This is a genomic window from Flavobacterium cupreum (genome assembly GCF_003996965.1).
GTDB classification, from domain to species: domain Bacteria; phylum Bacteroidota; class Bacteroidia; order Flavobacteriales; family Flavobacteriaceae; genus Flavobacterium; species Flavobacterium cupreum.
Genome location: NZ_QWDM01000049.1, coordinates 1 through 690 on the forward strand (window position 1 = coordinate 1; position 690 = coordinate 690).

Annotated in this window: 2 protein-coding genes; both read left to right on the forward strand. The window is 64.5% G+C overall.

The features are described from left to right. On the forward strand, positions 1-472 hold a 472-nt coding region (locus D0817_RS26595), incomplete at its 5' end, for a Druantia anti-phage system protein DruA (protein WP_127340998.1). Positions 473-490: 18 nt separating this feature from the next. Then, on the forward strand, positions 491-690 hold a 200-nt coding region (locus tag D0817_RS26600), incomplete at its 3' end, for a transposase family protein (RefSeq protein WP_193555375.1).

Genomic DNA, 690 nt, shown 5'->3' on the forward strand with positions numbered 1-690 from the left:
CTTCTCGGCATCGGCGCTCAAATGTGCCGCGCGCGACACCTGGATCGGCTGGGACTACCGCCACCAGTACGGCCGCCTCAAGCTGATCGCCAACAACAGCCGCTTTCTGATTCTGCCGCAATGGCACCTTCCGAACTTGGGCACGAAGGTGCTATCGCTGTGCCAGCGGCGCATCGGCTCGGATTGGCTCGTCCATTTTGAGCAGCCCCTGCTGTTGCTCGAAACGTTCGTCGACGCCAGCCGCTATCGCTGCACGGTCTACCGCGCCGGCAACTGGACCTGCGTCGGCCAGACCCGGGGGCACCGGCGCGTGCGCGAGGGTTACAGCGAGGGCGGAGGCACATCGAAACTGGTCTTCGTGCGCGCGCTCCGACGCGACGCGCGATCTCAATTATCACGCCCCGTCATTGAAGAGAAGTACCGCCAGGAGAAGCCCAAGATGATGCTCAGGATCGAACACATGTCGGCCTGACCGCACGACGTCAAAGACATCCCAGACACGCGCCGCCCTCAGGGAAGGCGCCATCCGCAGCATGTCGTGCTCGCGCTCGCCGTCGGGGCGACCCTGTGCGGCATGGATGGCTACAAGGCGATCGCGGGCTGGGTCGGGGATCTGGGTCAAAAGGCGCGCGAACGCTTTGGCTGCCGGATCGACAAGCGCGCCCGGATTGTCCCCAGCGAAAGCACTAT